At 65.3% G+C, this 14,601-nt stretch carries 14 protein-coding genes and 2 riboswitches; of the genes, 9 read left to right on the top strand and 5 right to left on the bottom strand.

Annotated features, from left to right (window positions below; genetic code table 11):
* Positions 1–2 precede the first annotated feature (2 nt).
* A complete protein-coding gene (locus JOE31_RS18850) occupies positions 3–713 on the bottom strand; it encodes a response regulator transcription factor (RefSeq protein WP_209747210.1) in 711 nt (236 codons plus the stop codon).
* Positions 714–973: 260 nt separating this feature from the next.
* On the opposite strand from JOE31_RS18850, the gene JOE31_RS18845 reads away from it, so the two are divergent.
* Together JOE31_RS18845 and JOE31_RS18840 are read left to right on the top strand one after the other, a co-directional pair.
* Positions 974–1,231 (top strand): hypothetical protein, encoded by a 258-nt coding sequence (locus JOE31_RS18845; RefSeq protein WP_209747208.1) that lies wholly within the window; start codon positions 974–976, stop codon positions 1,229–1,231.
* A 7-nt stretch (positions 1,232–1,238) separates the two neighbouring features.
* Positions 1,239–2,108 carry an FHA domain-containing protein gene (locus JOE31_RS18840; RefSeq protein ID WP_209747206.1) on the top strand — a complete coding sequence of 290 codons (870 nt, stop codon included), beginning with the start codon at positions 1,239–1,241 and terminating at the stop codon, positions 2,106–2,108.
* A 55-nt stretch (positions 2,109–2,163) separates the two neighbouring features.
* On the opposite strand, the gene JOE31_RS18835 is transcribed toward JOE31_RS18840, so the two are convergent.
* Genes JOE31_RS18835 through JOE31_RS18825 form a run of 3 tightly spaced genes read right to left on the bottom strand, consistent with a single transcriptional unit; the run spans position 2,164 to position 6,608 of the window.
* Positions 2,164–3,819, bottom strand: coding sequence for a DNA repair helicase XPB (locus JOE31_RS18835; protein WP_209747204.1), 1,656 nt, complete (start codon positions 3,817–3,819; stop codon positions 2,164–2,166).
* Positions 3,820–3,859: 40 nt separating this feature from the next.
* On the bottom strand, positions 3,860–6,364 hold the full coding sequence (locus JOE31_RS18830) for a helicase-associated domain-containing protein (RefSeq protein ID WP_209747202.1): 2,505 nt from the start codon (positions 6,362–6,364) through the stop codon (positions 3,860–3,862).
* Positions 6,365–6,374: 10 nt separating this feature from the next.
* Complete coding sequence (locus JOE31_RS18825) at positions 6,375–6,608, bottom strand: hypothetical protein (RefSeq protein WP_209747200.1); 234 nt, start codon at positions 6,606–6,608, stop codon at positions 6,375–6,377.
* 184 nt (positions 6,609–6,792) lie between these two features.
* On the opposite strand from JOE31_RS18825, the gene JOE31_RS18820 reads away from it, so the two are divergent.
* The 3 genes from JOE31_RS18820 to JOE31_RS18810 are packed head-to-tail and all read left to right on the top strand — an operon-like array spanning position 6,793 to position 9,140.
* Positions 6,793–7,176, top strand: a complete 384-nt coding sequence (locus JOE31_RS18820) for a cold-shock protein (protein ID WP_011690655.1) — start codon at positions 6,793–6,795, stop codon at positions 7,174–7,176.
* Positions 7,177–7,184: 8 nt separating this feature from the next.
* Positions 7,185–7,745, top strand: coding sequence for a DUF3027 domain-containing protein (locus JOE31_RS18815; RefSeq protein ID WP_209747198.1), 561 nt, complete (start codon positions 7,185–7,187; stop codon positions 7,743–7,745).
* A gap of 45 nt (positions 7,746–7,790) precedes the next feature.
* Positions 7,791–9,140 carry an MFS transporter gene (locus JOE31_RS18810; RefSeq protein WP_209748616.1) on the top strand — a complete coding sequence of 450 codons (1,350 nt, stop codon included), beginning with the start codon at positions 7,791–7,793 and terminating at the stop codon, positions 9,138–9,140.
* Between the two features lie 22 nt (positions 9,141–9,162).
* Here JOE31_RS18810 and serC read toward each other — a convergent pair whose 3' ends face one another.
* A complete protein-coding gene (serC, locus tag JOE31_RS18805; protein ID WP_209747196.1) occupies positions 9,163–10,293 on the bottom strand; it encodes a phosphoserine transaminase in 1,131 nt (376 codons plus the stop codon).
* 379 nt (positions 10,294–10,672) lie between these two features.
* On the opposite strand from serC, the gene JOE31_RS18800 reads away from it, so the two are divergent.
* The 4 genes from JOE31_RS18800 (at position 10,673) to JOE31_RS18785 (ending at position 14,503) form a co-directional block, all read left to right on the top strand.
* Positions 10,673–11,368 (top strand): metal-dependent transcriptional regulator, encoded by a 696-nt coding sequence (locus tag JOE31_RS18800; protein ID WP_209747195.1) that lies wholly within the window; start codon positions 10,673–10,675, stop codon positions 11,366–11,368.
* Positions 11,369–11,478: 110 nt separating this feature from the next.
* A riboswitch (cyclic di-AMP (ydaO/yuaA leader) is annotated at positions 11,479–11,722 on the top strand.
* Positions 11,723–11,725: 3 nt separating this feature from the next.
* Positions 11,726–12,547, top strand: coding sequence for a M23 family metallopeptidase (locus JOE31_RS18795; protein WP_209747193.1), 822 nt, complete (start codon positions 11,726–11,728; stop codon positions 12,545–12,547).
* Between the two features lie 113 nt (positions 12,548–12,660).
* A riboswitch (cyclic di-AMP (ydaO/yuaA leader) is annotated at positions 12,661–12,854 on the top strand.
* A gap of 160 nt (positions 12,855–13,014) precedes the next feature.
* On the top strand, positions 13,015–13,599 hold the full coding sequence (locus tag JOE31_RS18790; RefSeq protein ID WP_245199264.1) for a C40 family peptidase: 585 nt from the start codon (positions 13,015–13,017) through the stop codon (positions 13,597–13,599).
* 139 nt (positions 13,600–13,738) lie between these two features.
* Positions 13,739–14,503 (top strand): NlpC/P60 family protein, encoded by a 765-nt coding sequence (locus JOE31_RS18785; RefSeq protein WP_011690662.1) that lies wholly within the window; start codon positions 13,739–13,741, stop codon positions 14,501–14,503.
* The last annotated feature ends 98 nt before the right edge of the window (positions 14,504–14,601 follow it).

Here is a 14,601-nt window from a genome sequence, read left to right as displayed (position 1 = left end):
GGTCAGCGCTTCTCGGCTGTCCGCAGTACGTAGCCCACCCCACGCTTGGTCTGGATCAGGGCCGGCGCGTCGGGGTCGATGTCCACCTTGCGCCGCAGGTACGAGATGTAGGACTCCACGATGGACGCGTCGCCGTTGAAATCGTACTCCCAGACATGATCCAGGATCTGGGACTTGGACAGCACCCGGTTCGGGTTCAGCATCAGGTAGCGGAGGAGCTTGAATTCGGTCGGCGAGAGCTCAATCACGGTGCCGCCCCGGCGCACCTCGTGGGCGTCGTCGTCGAGCTCGAGGTCGTCCACGCGGATCACGGCGTCGTCGTCAAGCAGGGGCTGGGTGCGGCGCAGGACGGCGCGGATCCGGGCCACCACCTCGTCCAGGCTGAAGGGCTTCGTGACATAGTCGTCGCCGCCCACGGTGAGTCCGGTGACCTTGTCCTCGGTATCGTCCTTCGCGGTGAGGAAGAGGACCGGGAAATGCTTGCCGGACGCACGCAGCCGGCGGGTCACCGTAAACCCGTCCATGTCCGGCAGCATGACGTCCAGCACGGCAAGGTCGGGGGCGTGGAGTTCGGCGGCGGCGAGGGCCTCGCGTCCGTTGCCGGCCGAGACAACCTCGAAGCCTGCGAACCTCAAGGAGGTGGAGAGCAGCTCGCGGATGTTTGGTTCATCATCTACGACGAGCAGCTTGGCTTCGGGACCGTTCTTTTTCATACCTCCTATGATGCTCCCAGAATCTGGGAGTTTTCTGAATGAATGTTGAATGTCTCATGGGTGTATCCCCCTGCCAGCTGCGCCGTGGACCTGCTGGCAGCCACCGATTGACGCTGAGGCGGGAACCCTTTACGCGGGAAATTCGTTCGTGCCGCGAAGGGTTTCCACCGCTACCAGCCAGTACTAGAGTGAGGCCACTGAGTCCACCAGGACTCGGCACGAAACGTTCATGCGGCACCCAACGAAGGGGATTTTCCACCATGACGGAAATAAACGCGCCTGAGAGTACCCGTACAGCCGACCGCAGCATCCGCGACTGGGCAGACCTGGCTGAGGAGATGTGGTCCTACCTGACGGGTAAGGGTGCTGCGATCAACTACAACTTCATCGACATGACGGTGGAGGTTCCGCGTGACATCGGCCCGGATGCCCCGCGGGCTACCTGGAAGCTCAACGGCAGCCTCCGGGTAACCACCAGCGACAAAGACGCCGCGGGGTCAGACGAGAACCGGAGCTGAGCCGGACGTGAACGGCTTCCGCCTCGACATGGATCTGGACTTCTCGTTCACCGATGAGTCCGGAACGGTAACGCGGGGAACGGCCCGGGCGGGCGGCAGCGAAGTACGAATCGCCGTTGACGGCCTGGAATCGTTCAGTTCCAGCGGCATGCCGTCGCTCGATGACATCCGCCCGCTGGCCCGGACCCTGGCGGACCGGGGGCTCACCGTGGTGGTTGACGGTCCGGACGGACATATCGTGAGCCTCGGCGCGGTCACCAGCCCGGCATCGCAGCGGCTCATCACCCGCTCGCCCCATATCAAACTGGGAAAGCTCGGTGCCTTGGCGCCGCTCATAAAGCGTGGACGGCGCTCGGCGCGGGGATTCTCGCTGCTGCCCCCGCAGACACCGCTGCCGTTGATGCCGACTGTCAGGCGGAGCATCGTCCGCCGCGCCACCACCACCCACCACACACGGGGGAGCGGCAGGCCACGGCTCATCTTTGTGCAGGACTCGGCCACGTGGAACGGCCAGGTGCCGCGCGAATTCACGCTGAGCCGGGAGATCGTGAGGATAGGCAGCGACGCGTCCTCGGACGTCCAACTTGCCGGGCTGGAGGGGCTCCACGCTGAAATTGTCCATAACGCTGACGACGAGTACGTACTGGTGCCGCACGGGAAGGTCACAGGAAGCGTCGCGTCAACAGGTGAGTCGGTCCTTCGCACGGGCGCGCGGATCCAGATGGGGCAGTGGTGCCTGGCGTATTTCCGCGAGGAATTCGCTGACCACGGGCGCCCCTTCGGCGGGCGCAGCGGCGGGGAGCTGGCCTACCAGGCACCGCAGCTTGATCCGCGGACCGGAACCACGGAACGGGACGGCTCGTGGGGGGTTAGCTGACGGAAGGCCGTATGCAGCAAGTGCGGGGACGGCGTCACATGGGGCTGCCGTGGGATCAGGTGGCCGTGGGATTCCGTCCCACGTCTTTGGCGTCCATGATCCGGTAGGCGTATCCCTGTTCCGCCAGGAAACGCTGGCGCTTTGCCGCGAAGTCCTGGTCGAGAGTGTCCCGCGCCACCAGTGAGTAGAACCGTGCCGCGCGGCCGTCCTGCTTGGGGCGCAGCAGGCGGCCCAGGCGCTGGGCCTCCTCCTGCCGGGAACCGAACGAGCCGGACACCTGGATGGCTACCGAAGCCTCCGGAAGGTCGATGGAGAAGTTGGCCACCTTGGAAACCACCAGGGTCTGCACCTCGCCCGCACGGAAGGCTTCGAACAGCTTCTGGCGTTCCTTCACGGACGTGTCACCCTTAATTACGGGGGCTTGGAGCCGTTCACCCAGCTCGTCCAGCTGGTCAATGTACTGGCCGATGACCAGGAGCTGCTCACCCCGGTGTTGCTCTACGAGTTGTTCCACCACGGCGGTCTTCGTTTCGGAGGTGGCGCACAGCCGGTACTTGTCGGCGTCCTCGGCCATCGCGTAGGCAACACGTTCGTCGTGCGGGAGGTCCACCCTCACTTCCACGCAGTCCGCGGGCGCGATGTAGCCCTGGGCCTCGATGTCCTTCCAGGGCGCGTCGTAGCGCTTCGGACCGATCAGGCTGAAGACTTCGCCTTCGCGGCCGTCCTCGCGCACCAGCGTTGCCGTCAGCCCAAGCCGTCTCCGGGCCTGCAGGTCCGCCGTCATCCGGAAGATGGGTGCCGGCAGAAGATGGACCTCGTCGTAGATGATCAGGCCCCAGTCGTGGCCGTCCACCAGTTCAAGGTGGGGGTAGAGCCCGCCGCGCTTCGTTGTCAGGACCTGGTACGTCGCGATGGTGACCGGGCGGACTTCCTTGACCGATCCCGAGTACTCGCCGATTTCGTCGGCCGTCAGCGAGGTCCGTTTGATCAGTTCGTCCTTCCACTGCCGGGCGGACACGGTATTGGTCACCAGGATCAGCGTTGTGGTGGAGCTCGTGGCCATGGCCGCTGCGCCCACCAGCGTCTTGCCTGCGCCGCAGGGGAGTACGACGACGCCGCTGCCGCCGGCCCAGAAGTTCTCCGTGGCCAGTTTCTGGTACGGCCGGAGCTTCCAGCCGGATTCGTTGAGCATGATGGGGTGCGGCGTCCCGTCCACGTAGCCGGCCAGGTCTTCGGCGGGCCAGCCGATCTTCAGGAGCAGCTGCTTCAGCTGCCCCCGCTGGGAGGAATGGACCACCACGGTTTCACCGTCGATCCGCGGCCCCAGCAACGGCTGGATTTTCTTGGCGCGGGACACTTCCTCAAGCACCGGGTAGTCGCTGGTCCGCATCACCAGCCCGTGCTGCGGGTCCTTTTCCAGCCGCAGCCTGCCGTACCGGGACATCGTCTCTTCGATGTCGATCAGCAGGGAATGCGGCACAGGGAAGCGCGAATACTTCAACAGCGTGTCCAGTACGCGTTCCGCGTCCAGGCCTGCCGCTCGGGCGTTCCACAGGCCCAGCGGAGTAAGCCGGTAGCTGTGCACGTGCTCGGGCGCCCGCTCCAGTTCCGCAAAAGCGGCGATGGCGTGCCTGGCTTCTGTTGCCTGCTCATGGTCCACTTCGAGCAGGATTGTCTTGTCGCTCTGGACGATCAGGGGCCCGTCGTTCACGGCGTCCAAGCCTTCGTGCCGCAGGTCTGTGGGGTGCTGGTCACTGCTGGAATTCCTCTTCCGCCTCAATATCGATGATCCGGTGGATGGAGAGCACGCGTTCGGTTTCGCGGGCCGGGTCGAAGACCCTTACCCGTCCGCCGCTCACAGAAACCGGAACAACCGTTTCCCTGCTGGAATTCCCCTGGCTGTCCACAACGTTCATTACCACTGCCTGCCGGAGACGGATGGCCTTCTGCAGGGTTTCGAGCCCGAGCTGCGTAGCTTCCTCGCCGGTTGTGGCCGACGGCGGGCGGTGGCTTCCATTGCCGTCTGAACCGTGCGGGGACCGCTGGCTGCGGAGGATCGCCAGCTGGGCGTCGACGTCGGCCTCCGCGGGCGCCGTGCGCGGTGCACTGTACACGGGACGTCCGCTGCCCGGTACGGCTGTGGTCCGGCGCAGCCGGATCAGCGTTGACTGCGGTTCCTCGACTGCCGGCGACAATCCCAGCGCACGCAATACCTGCGCGGTTTCCTTCGGGGCCGCGTGGGAGATGAGGACCGTGGGGGCAATGCGGACCAGACCCAGCCCTGACGCGCTGGATTCCTTGACCAGCTCCAGCAAGGCATCTTCGTCGTCGCTCTGGATGAAGCTCGAGGCCGCCCCCACCCGCAGCCTGCCGTGCCGTGCCGCGGTGTCCTCCACCAGGTATTCGAGCGGCTGCGGTACGGCAGTGGCCGAGTGTTCGCGCAGGAAACCCAACAGGCTGCCGGCGTCATGGCCGGCGTCAAGGGCGCGGCGGACGGATGCCACCGAGAACCGGTAGATCGTGGCAGGGCCCTGGCCTTCGGCATCGGCCATCACCAGGAGCTTTTCGCTCAACTCCGGCGCCAAGTAGCCCGGCGCCACGGCGGTGAGGTCAGCCTGCAGCAGGACGTGGTTAAGGGCGGCCGGCAGATGCTCTCCGAGGATGTCCAGCGCGTCATCAGGCCGTTCCGCGGCAATGGCCGAACCCAGCTGGCTGAGCGCGCCCGAGCCGATGAGACCCAGCATTTCCGCTTCGGCCAGGACACCCCGGATCAGGGAACTGAAGCGCCTGGCCATCCGGGGCTGGGTCCATTCGGCCCGTTGAAGCACCGCCGCGGCGTCCAGGACCGGCGCCTTGCCGTCCGCTTCCTCGGCCTCAAGGGTCAGTTCATTGAGGATCTCCAGGATCCGCCTCCGCACCACGGGCGCGTCCGGCCGCTGCGCTTCGGCGGATAGTGCGTTGATCGTGGTACCGGCCGCTGCACGATGCGGAGCCGGCCCCGCACCCGGACCCGTGGCGGGCTGGCCCACCAGCGACGGGGCGCGCTCGCTGGCCAGCCAGGCGTTCACGAGCCAGAGCCACTGTTCCTGCCGTGGCAGAGTCAGCCACTCCAGCTGTTCCGGCTGCACCCAGGCGGAGCTGTCAACGTCCAGCCGGAGCAGTCCGGCCAGGGCGCAGAGTTCAACCAGCAGTCCGGCGCGGTGCAGATCGATCCGGAGCGAGTCGGCCAGCCTCTTCATCTCACGGACGCCGACGCCGCCGCTCCGCAACGTCACGAGGGGCTGCTCGCGCACGGCGTACAGGAGTTCGCCTGTCAGGCGGAGGGTTTCCGCGATGGCACCCAGGGCGGCATTGCGCCGCAGCGCCGCGGTGGTCTGTCCAAGCCTGGGTGCCGGGGGAGTCAGCGTGAAGTCCTCGATCACCGCGCCGCCGCGGAGGGCGATCCCCACACTGTGCGGCAATTCCACGTGGGCGGCATCCAGCGGCACCAGCAGGCCCCTTGCCAGGAGCCAGTCCACGGGGCCGACGTCGGAACCTTCGTTGAGCACCGACGCCCGCCGTTGCGCTTGGGGTACGGCCCCCATGGCCCAGTTCCCGAAACGGGCAAGGAGAGCGGTGGTGCGGTCCGGGGCGGTGGCGAGGATCTGTTGCAGGGCATCCGGGTTGGCCGTCCAATGCTGCAGCGACAGCGCTGCTTCCATAGGGGTCGTGGCGGGATGAATGGCGGCCCCGCTGTGGTGCAGTTCAGCCACAAGTTGCACCACCCGCTGGGCGAAGGCCGGCTGCAGCCGGACCAGTTCCGTATAACTCCGGCCCAGTCCTGCCGGATAGATCCCCACGACATCACGGAGGCTGCCCACCGGAAGGTAGAACCGCTGGCGGGGACCGGCTGGCACGGCGGCGCCGTGCGGGGGCTCTGCACGGTGCACAAGGGCCAGTTCTTCAAGGGACTGCAGGATTCGTTCGATGGCGGACAGCGAGGCGCCGTGGATGACTTTCTTGAGTCCCGCGGCCGAGGCACTGTGGGCCGTGTCCGTATTCGTGCAGAGGTGGAGGGTCTCCAATACCTGCATCTGCGGCCGGTTCAGCCGCTCCAGGGCCCGTTGGACGCTGACCCTCGCGCTGGCCCGGGCCGCCAGGGCCGCAAAGTCCGGAACGTTGGGTGAGACCAGATCCGGCCGCGCGGAGAACAAAGCCCGCAACGAGTCGTCGCTGCGTGCCTCCAGTTCCTTGCTGAGCGCGCGAATAAAGGACATCAGTCCAACGTTACCGCCCGCCGGACTTTCCTGCCCGGCGGCGGGCGGCGACGCCGTCGATCACCAGGACGATCATGAGGAGGAAAGCCAGCGGCAGGCCATACAGGGCCAGGGAAGTCACCCACACCGGGGCGGCGCTGCCGGCAAAGGCAATGGCCATGACGGCGCCCACGGCAGCCAGCGAGAGGATGGCCATAACCGCCGCAACTATCATCAGTGGCCGCCGGTAGCGGGAGGGTGTCATGGAAGTAACGCTAACAGCCCGGCTGTGCCCGTGCCGCAAAGCGGGAAACCGGGCCCCGGCAGGATAACCTTGAAGATACAGACCAACATGGTCCAGGCAGTCATACCCTGAACCCGCATATCAATGCGGATGCGGTGGCCGCCGGCCGTGTCACAGGAAGTCCAGAACGAAGAAGGTTGATTACGTGCCTACCGGCAAGGTCAAGTGGTATGACAAGGAAAAAGGCTTCGGATTCCTCGCAGGTGAGGACGGCCAGGAAGTATTCCTGCCCAAATCCGCCCTGCCCGAGGGCGTAACGGAACTCAAGGCCGGCACCCGCGTGGAGTTCGGTGTGGCTGACGGCCGCAAGGGAGCCCAGGCCCTCGGCCTGCGCGTGCTGGACAAGACACCGTCCATTGCCAAGGCTAAGCGTCCCAGCGCCAAGGACCTGGCGCCGCTCGTCCAGGATCTGGTGACCGTGCTGGACAATTTGTCCGGAACGCTGTCCGCCGGAAAGTACCCGGAAGGCAACAAGGCCAAGGCGATCGCCGCCGCCCTCCGTAAGGTTGCCGACGAGCTGGACGCTTAGGCACCCACATGACTTCCCAACCTGACCAGAGCACCCCCAAACCGGCTTCAAAACCCCGTGCCGGCGTTCCCGTGTGGCGCACCGGGAAACCGGATGCGGTGCTCGCTGCGGCCGTGGACTTTGCCCGGGCTGCGGTAGAGGGCATCGCCCCGGCCGAGCAGATCGGACAGCATCTGGGCGCGAAGAGCGAAGGGGACCGTATTGTCACGCATCTCTTCGAGTCCAGACTGGCCGGGTATCAGGGGTGGCAGTGGTACGCCGTGATCACGCGCAATTCCCGGTCCAAGGTCATCACGGTGAACGAACTTGGCCTGCTGCCTTCGGAGGATTCGATCCTGGCGCCCGAGTGGGTGCCGTGGGCTGAACGGGTGCGCCCGGAGGACGCCCAGGACGATGAACTGGACGCCGACACCGTGGACGCCGTCCCGGCCGTTTCGGACGCCGGTGAGGTTGCCGATTCGGCCGCCGACGGGGTTGCCGATTTCGACGCCGACGAGGTTACCGATTCGGACGGCGCCGTCAGCGAGGCACCGGAGGAAGAACCCGGCTCCGCCCGCGAGGTCGACTAGCCAGTTGGAACCATGGGGGACTGAGGATCTCGGAGGCCGGCGATGATGTCCACCTTCAAGTCCTTGCATGTCCTCAATTACCGCCTTTGGTTTGTGGGCGCCCTGATTTCCAACATCGGGACCTGGATGCAGCGCACAGCCCAGGACTGGCTGGTCTTTGACCACCTGACAGACCACGACGCCGGGGCCATGGGTATCACCATGGCCCTGCAACTGGGTCCGCAGCTGTTCCTCGCACCCGTGGCCGGGCTGGTGGCGGACCGCTTTAACCGCCGCCACCTCCTGGTGATGACACAGTCCGCCATGGCGCTGCTGAGCACGGGCCTGGGGCTCCTTGTGGTCACGGGTGCCGGCCAACTGTGGCATGTCTACGCCTTTGCCCTACTGCTGGGCCTTGTCTCCGCCCTCGATGCTCCCGTCAGGCAGACGTTCGTCTCGGAACTGGTGCGGGACGATTACCTGCCCAATGCGGTGGCACTCAACAGTGCATCCTTCAACGTGGCCAGGATGATCGGACCCGCGGTGGCCGGCGTGCTGACGGTGGCCGTGGGGCCGGGGTGGGTGTTCCTGATCAACACTGTGACGTTCCTGGCCCTCCTGTTCAGCCTGTGGAAGATACCGGCTTCATCCCTGCGTGTCCTTCCCCGGGCGGCTCCCGGCAAGGGCCGGATCCGTGAGGGGCTGCGCTATGTGCGGTTCCGCCCGGATATCGTGGTGGTGCTTGTGGCCGTCTTCATCGTGGGAACCCTCGGGCTCAACTTCGTCCTGTTCATCGCGGCCATGGTGGGCACGGAATTCGGGCTGGATGCCAGTGCTTTCGGTTTGATGAACTCCATCATGGCCATCGGCTCCGTGGCGGGCGCGCTGCTGTCCGCCGGGCGGTCCAAGCCCAGGCTCCGGATCATTTTCGGGGCAGCCGGCGCGTTCGGGGTCACGTCCGGGCTGGCGGCCCTGGCGCCCAACTACTTCTGGTTCGGCGTGGCCCTGGTGCCGGTAGGCCTTTTTGCCATCACGATGATGACCAGCGCCAACGGCTATGTGCAGACCACGACGGACCCTGTGATGCGCGGCCGGGTGATGGCCCTCTACATGGCCATCTTCATGGGCGGCACACCCGTCGGCGCTCCGCTGGTGGGATGGGTGGCCAATGTTGCCGGTCCCCGCTGGTCCATGTCCGTGGCGGCGGCATCCGGGCTGCTGGCCGCGCTGATAGGCATGGTGTGGATTATCCGGGCCAAGCAGCTGAGGCTCGGATTCAACCGCCGAGCCCGGGGACTGCGCTACTTCCGGTTGGTATCCGCCGGGCCCAACCACGATGGCAAAGCTGAAAGCAGAGTGCGCAAAGACGAAGGCGCCGTCCGGGAGCAAAACCCGGACGACGCCGTCGAACGCTAACGCGTCTGCGTTGGCTGGTTCCTTACTTGCGCAGTTCTCCCACGACGTAGTCGATGCTGGACAGGAGAGCGGAGACGTCGTCAGGGTCGATCGCCACGAAGGTGGCGATGCGCAGCTGGTTGCGTCCCAGCTTGCGGTACGGCTCAGTGTCCACAATCCCGTTGGAACGGAGGACCTTCGCGATGGCCGCAGCGTCGATCGAATCGTCGAAGTCGATCGTGGCGATCACGTTTGAACGGTCTTCGGCCTTGGCAACGAACGGCGTGGCGTATTCGGAGGCCTCTGCCCAGGAGTAGATGCGTCCGGCCGAGTCGGCGGTACGGGCCGCGGCAAAATCGAGCCCGCCGCTGACGTTCAGCCACTGCACCTGAGCGTCCAGGGTGACCAGGGTGGCCAGCGCCGGGGTGTTGTAGGTCTGGTTGAGCCGGGAATTGTCGATGGCAGTCTGCAGGTCCAGGAAATCGGGGATCCACCGGCCGCTTGCCTTGATCCGCGCAGCACGCTCAAGGGCGGCGGGGGAGAAGAGGCCCAGCCACAGGCCGCCGTCGGACGCGAAGTTCTTCTGCGGCGCAAAGTAGTACACGTCAGCTTCCGACACATCGACGTCCAGCCCGCCGGCAGCGGAGGTGGCATCGATAAGGACCAGCGATCCTTCATCCGCGCCGGCAACCCGCGTGACCGGGGCAGCGACACCCGTGGAGGTCTCATTCTGGGGCCAGGCGTACACGTCAATGCCGGCTTCCGCCTGCGCTACGGGCCGGGTACCGGGCTCGGCCTTGATGATGGAGGATGCGTCCAGGAACGGAGCCTTGTTGGTGGCGGAGGCGAACTTGGAACCGAACTCCCCAAAGGAGAGGTGCTGGGCCTTGCTGTCCACCAGCCCGAACGCCGCGACATCCCAGAACGCGGTGGAGCCGCCCACTCCGAGGATGACTTCGTAGCCGTCCGGGGCGCGGAAGAACTCGCTCAGGCCGTTGCGGACGGACCCTACGAGGTTCTTGACCGGAGCCTGGCGGTGCGAGGTGCCAAGAAGCGTGGCGGAGGCGGCAGACAGGGCCTCGATCTGCTCGGGACGGACCTTTGAAGGCCCGGCGCCGAACCGTCCGTCCTTGGGCAGGAGGTTGGCGGGGATAGTGATGCTGGTGTCGCTCACAATGGCTCCAATTTTTCGGCGTGGACGTGGGGGAGGCCTGGCAGTGCACGGGTTCCTGCCGGGGGAATCCCCTATATTCTGCCTGACGCGCCGGTGGGGAACGGAACGGTATCCGTCATAGTCCAGTCACTGAGACATCCCTGAGGCGCAGGCGGTACGTCCCTGTGAAGCTCGGCGCCGAATTATCCGGAGTAATTCAAAATAGGCTAAGCTGGTCCCTGACGTATAGCGGGCCGCGATGCCGGCCGGACTGATCCCGGGAGGCCGTTCCCCAAGGCTGATCGGTGGATGCAGGTCCACTTCGCCGCGGCCAACGGGAAACGCCTCCGCGCGGTACGGTGGGACTGACGCAAGGACTGTGCTCGAGGAGCTGAGCTGGATGACGGATCTGATCGACACCACGGAGATGTATCTTCGGACAATCTTGGAGCTTGAGGAAGAGAACATCGTTGCTCTCCGTGCGCGGATTGCCGAACGGCTGCGCCACTCCGGCCCCACTGTTTCGCAGACCATCGGCCGGATGGAACGCGACGGACTGGTGGTTGTTTCGGGCGACCGGCACCTTGAGCTCACCGAAACAGGCCGGAAACGGGCTACCGAGGTTATGCGCAAGCACCGCCTTGCGGAGCGGCTCCTCGCCGACGTCATCGGCCTCGACTGGGCGTATGTCCATGACGAAGCCTGCCGCTGGGAACACGTCATGAGCGAGCGGGTTGAGCGGCGCATCTTCGAGCTCCTGGACCATCCCACGGTTTCCCCTTACGGCAACCCCATTCCCGGCCTGGCGGCACTTGGCGGACAGCCCACTCCCGCGTTCACCGACGGAGTGGTGAACCTTCTTGACGCCATGGCCGGATACGGGGCCGACTCCCGCATTACCGTGAGCCGCCTGGCCGAGCCCATCCAGGTTGAGCCGGAGCTGCTGGTCCAGCTCGATGAAGGCGGCATCCGGCCGGGGGCGTCCCTCGCCCTGGAGCGCGTGGGGGAGTACATCTCGGTGCGCGTACCCGAGATCGAAGGCGCCCTGGAACTGCCGCCCGAAGTTGCGGCCCACGTATTTGTTACGGTCCGCTAACCGTGCACCTCGTAGGACCACCTACAACACGTTGAGACGCAGATAACGGAATTATTACCGTGCTGATTAATCACCTATAGTTGAGGACTAGCGCCGATACGAAAGCGTTACCTGATCCGAAGCCGAGCTCTGCCAGCGGATCAAGGTACGAATCACCTCCTGGCAGAGGCGGGGGAACCACAACCGGCCGTTGAAAGACGGCCTTGGGGTGAAGTCCGTCAGCGGCAAAGCACCTCCGACGAAGGATTCCTTTGGGATACCCCTGTGTCGGATGCCTTGCATTGGCGGACCGGGTCTTTGATCTCTCTGACCCGAATCCGACAGCTAACTCCGCAGGCTTTCCAGAGAGGATAATTCTTGACCACGCAGACCGTCAGGGGCCGCCGCAGGGCGACAGGTCCCGCTTCGGAGTACCCCGTGGCCGAAGCCGTAATGACGGTCAGGCCGCGCGACGCACACCGTGATGCGCGCCGGCGCCGGAGCCTGTTCAGCCAGGTTACGGACTTCGCCTCGGCGAGCGGCGTGGGTCAGAAGGCGGGCATCGCGCTGGCCGCCACCGGACTGGTCCTTACCGTGACCGTACCGTCAACCGGCCCCATGGTCTCCACGTCAGACACGGGATCCACCGCCGCCGCATCAGTCGCGGCGCAGCCGGAGGTCTCCGCTGCCGCCAGCGCCAAGATCGACTTCAACCGGACCGCCGTAGCCACCAAGGGGGATCCGGACGGCAAGCTCAAGCAGTTGCTGAGCGCGCAGTCAGCCGGAACCATCACCCGCGCGGCATCCACCGGCAGCCTGGGCGCGCCGCTGGAACAGATGGTCACCGCATCACCTTTCGGTTTCCGGGTTAGCCCGATCACGGGCGGAGCCGGCGAGTTCCACCGTGGCCAGGACTACGCGGCCCAGTGCGGCACAAGCGTATTCGCCGCCGCCAGCGGAACCGTGACCTTCTCCGGCTGGCACCCCTACGGCGGTGGCAACCGTGTGGTGATTGACCACGGCAACGGCCTGGAAACCACGTACAACCACCTCTCGTCGTCCAGTGTCCAGGTTGGCCAGAAGGTCAACCGCGGCGACGTGGTGGCGCTCAGCGGGACCACCGGCGCCTCCACCGGCTGCCACCTCCACTTTGAAGTGATGGTCAACGGCGAAGTCGTCGACCCGCTCGGCTGGCTCTGATCCAAACGATCGGCCGCTCTCGCATTCCTGTGACATGTCGTGACCTGAATGTGACATTCGTTCGGAATTCCTGTACCGTTTAGAGCACGCCAACTTTTCCGAAGTTGGCGCTCTTGAGTGGATTGCCTAACTCTGCCACCGCTCAAGGTCCGTTCGCATTACATCGTCTGGCAGAGGCGGGGGAACCAATTTTGGTCTTCGCAAGAAGACCTTGGGGTTAAGTCGCAACGCTTCCCAGGAAGCCGAGCGGCCGGGTGACTCCCATCCGAATCCGACAGCTCACCTCGTAGGCATTGGGAGAGGCTACCTTCGTGTCTACACGTCACAATTCTGCGCGCCACCGCGCGCAAACGGTTCGTACGAACCCGTTAAACTCCGTGTCCAGGGCTGTTACTGCCAACGCCGGGACCGTAGGTCGCCAGGCGGCTGTTATCGCAGCTGCTTCCGGACTGATCCTCAGTGTTGGGATGCCGGCAAATGCCGCCGATACCAACCTGGGCGTTTCCGCTTCGACGGAGTCCGGCTCACAGTCGGCCCAGCTGACCGTAACTGCAGAACCCACAGCGACTGTTTCCTTCGAGCGTCCGGCAGTGACCACGAAGGCAGCGCCCAAGGTTGAAACCGTTCGGGCACAGTCCACCGGTACGGACGCCAGCGAGACCTCCACTGAGGCTGACGGAGAGGCCAAGGCAAGCAAGCTTGCTGACGCCGCATCTTCCGCAGCAGCATCGGGCCTCGCTGCCATCGCTTACACCGGTATCGGCAGCCCTTACGTCTGGGGCGGTACCACTCCCAGCGGCTGGGACTGCTCAGGCTTCACGCAGTGGGTATACGCACAGGCCGGCATCAGCATCCCCCGCACCAACGCATGGACAGCCATGACGCCTACCGCCACCCCGGCGCCGGGCGATCTTGTCATGCAAAACGGCGGCGCCCACGTTGGCATCTACGTCGGCAACGGCATGATGATCAGCGCGCTCAACCCCTCGCAGGGCACTCTCCTGCACGCTGTGTCCGCCACGGGCACCTCTGCGTTCTACACGCTTCGCTAACACACGCGCTTCCCATCGCTGAAGTGCGCGTTCTTCGCTAAAAACCCTGTTCGGGCCGTTCCGGCTTACCCCCAAGATGCCGGAGCGTCCAAAAACCGCGGCCTGCCATGCAGTCTGAGGAAAACGAAAGAGAGAACTAATGACTACTCGTGCCATCGCACGGCATCGCGCCGAGGTTACAAAGACCAACTCGCTTGCTGTCATTGCCAAGGCCGTCGGCGACAACGCCGGTGGCATGGGCCGTCAGGCTGCGGTTATCGCTGCTGCCTCCGGTCTGGTCCTGACGAGCGGTATCGCAGCCAACGCTGCCGACACCAATGTTCAGCGCGAAGCAACCTCTGCTTCCACCCTGGAAGTCCAGTCTTCCGCTCCGGCCAACATCTCGGCTGCATCCAGCATCGCCATCTCCTTCGAGAAGCCGGCTGTTTCCACCTCCCCGGCTCCGGTCGTTGAGGCTCCCAAGCCGGTTGTTGAAGTTCAGGAAGCTGCTCCCGCGGCCGCTCCGGCTGCCGTTGCAGAGACTGTGTCCGCCCCGGCGGCTCCGGCTGCCCCTGCGGCCCCCGCCGCTGCCAGCGGAAACGGCGCTTCGATCGCAGCTGCGGCGTACGCCCAGCTCGGCGTTGCCCAGGACTGCACCGCCCTTGCCACCAACGCGCTTGCGGCCGTAGGCATCAACTACCACGGCTGGCCGGCCGGTTACCTTTCCCTGGGCCGTACCGTGAGTGCAGCCGAGGCACAGCCAGGCGACCTCGCATACTACGAGAACGGCGGCATGGGCATGGCCCACATCGCTGTATACGTCGGCAACGGCCAGGCCGTGCACGGTGGCTGGAACGGCGGAACCACTTCCCTGTTCAGCGTCAACGTCGGCTCCGGCCCGGTCTTCATCCGCGTTGGCGGCTAAAGCCTCCAGCTAACGTTTGCCGGAAGAACCCCTGCCTCCGGGCGGGGGTTCTTCTGCGTTTCCGGCAGGTGAATTTTTGCCGACACGGAGTGTATGGT

It is taken from the genome of Arthrobacter sp. PvP023, assembly GCF_017832975.1.
GTDB lineage: Bacteria > Actinomycetota > Actinomycetes > Actinomycetales > Micrococcaceae > Arthrobacter.
The sequence above is the reverse complement of the archived record's forward strand: the minus strand, read 5'-3'. Positions and strand labels throughout refer to the sequence as shown.